Below are 1,633 nucleotides of genomic sequence, written 5' to 3' on the forward strand. Positions count from 1 at the left end.
TTGATATTGGTGTTGGCTTTCAGAGCCTCATATATAATGTAGTCGATTCTGCACACGTCACCGATCTTGTAAGCGGTCGCGGAATTCCAGACAGCAGGGTCTGACGCAGAGGGATAAGCTACATTGCTCGAAAGAACCGACGCGATTGATAATGGTTCAGGAATTACAATTTTCATGATGAAACCCTCACCTGGAGCGCTTCGCCGTCAGGAGCCATACGATCAAGCACGTCTGCTGTTTTGGATGTACTCCTGTGTATCGAGAGCAGAAGTACATTCTGTTCATTTGCCGATTTGGCCGAGTCAGCCGCAGACTGAGCAGCAGCAGATGCCGCCGCTGCCGCGTCCGACGCCTTTTGCGCGGCTTCACCAGCAGCTGATGCAAGACCGTTAACCATGTCTTTTACATCAGCAATATAACCGGATATCGAAGCTGTAAGCTCGGAAAGACCAGATCCGTATTCAATCAGACCTTCTTTGTGCTTGATAATCGCGGCATCCAGCAGTCTGTAATTATCAACAAGAGCCGGGATTTTTTCCACAAGGCTATTGATAAAAGCCAGCATCAGGGAGGCGTCGGCCTGGTTTCTGTTAAAAGTCTCGACAGCGTCATTTATGGCGTCAGGCTGCGAGGCCAGATCAGCGGCGGTTTCTGCTGACTTGTCTTCTTTTGGCTTAACATTAAAAAACGTCATCCAACTGTTTAAAACTGGTTCCCATAGCCCAATAGCTTCTGTTACTTTTGTGCCCAGAGCCTGAATTTTACTTCCATATTCTTCAGCGGTTATCACTCCAGCTGAAAAATCTTTATTCAATTTTTCTAAATCGCCGCCATCAGGCAAAACCGAGCTCATAACATAATCGATCATAGAACTGGATATTGAGTTCAGCACTATAGTTTGAAGCTGGGCGTTCAGCTGACCTTGGATATTATCCTTGAAAACATTCCAGTCAGCGGCATCGACACCCATCTGGAGAGCTGATGTAATAGCCCCCGACACCACATTGGTCGCATATGCTTTTGCCTGCTCCAATGCGGCATCAGCCTTGCTTGGTGTAAGCTCGATAATATCCCAATACTCTCTCATCAACGGCTCTGACTCTTCAAGAGCTGCTCTTGCCGCAGCCACACCCGTTTTAAGATAAGCCTTGAATTCTTCAACAGTAATTTTCCCATCATGGAGTTTCTCCATGGTTTCACTGAAATCAGCCATTGATCCGAAAGAGGCAGTGATAATCTTGGTAAGAATCTGCTGCTGGAATGAAGCCGCGACAGCCGCCTTTAGCTGATTTTCGAGCGAAGTTGTAAAGGTTTGCTTAAAGGTTTCGAAATCAGCGGCTTTGACTCCCTGCTGCATGGCCTCGGAAAGAGCATTGCCAAGAATGCCTGATACAAAGGTATACTGACCTTCGAGTTTCTGAAAAGCCTCGGCCTCTGTAAGGCCTTGTTCCATGTAAGTACGCAGCCTCGCAATACCTTCAGGCACAGCCTTGAGCAGGGATGCCACTCTTATAAAGGTCTCTCCGGCTGTTTCACTGTCTCTTTTCAGGGTTTCAAGGGCATCCGCATTGAACAGATTACCAGTATCCAGCTTGAATATTGCCGTTGAGATGGCATTACCAAAGGTGTCGAA

1 protein-coding gene is annotated in these 1,633 nt (G+C 47.3%); it reads right to left on the bottom strand.

The window, feature by feature from the left end; all coding sequences use genetic code 11:
* Nucleotides 1-172: 172 nt before the first annotated feature.
* On the bottom strand, nt 173-1,633 hold a 1,461-nt coding region (locus K245_RS28185), incomplete at its 5' end, for a hypothetical protein (RefSeq protein ID WP_035277986.1).

This window comes from Desulforegula conservatrix Mb1Pa (assembly GCF_000426225.1).
In the GTDB taxonomy this organism is placed as follows: Bacteria; Desulfobacterota; Desulfobacteria; order Desulfobacterales; family Desulforegulaceae; genus Desulforegula; species Desulforegula conservatrix.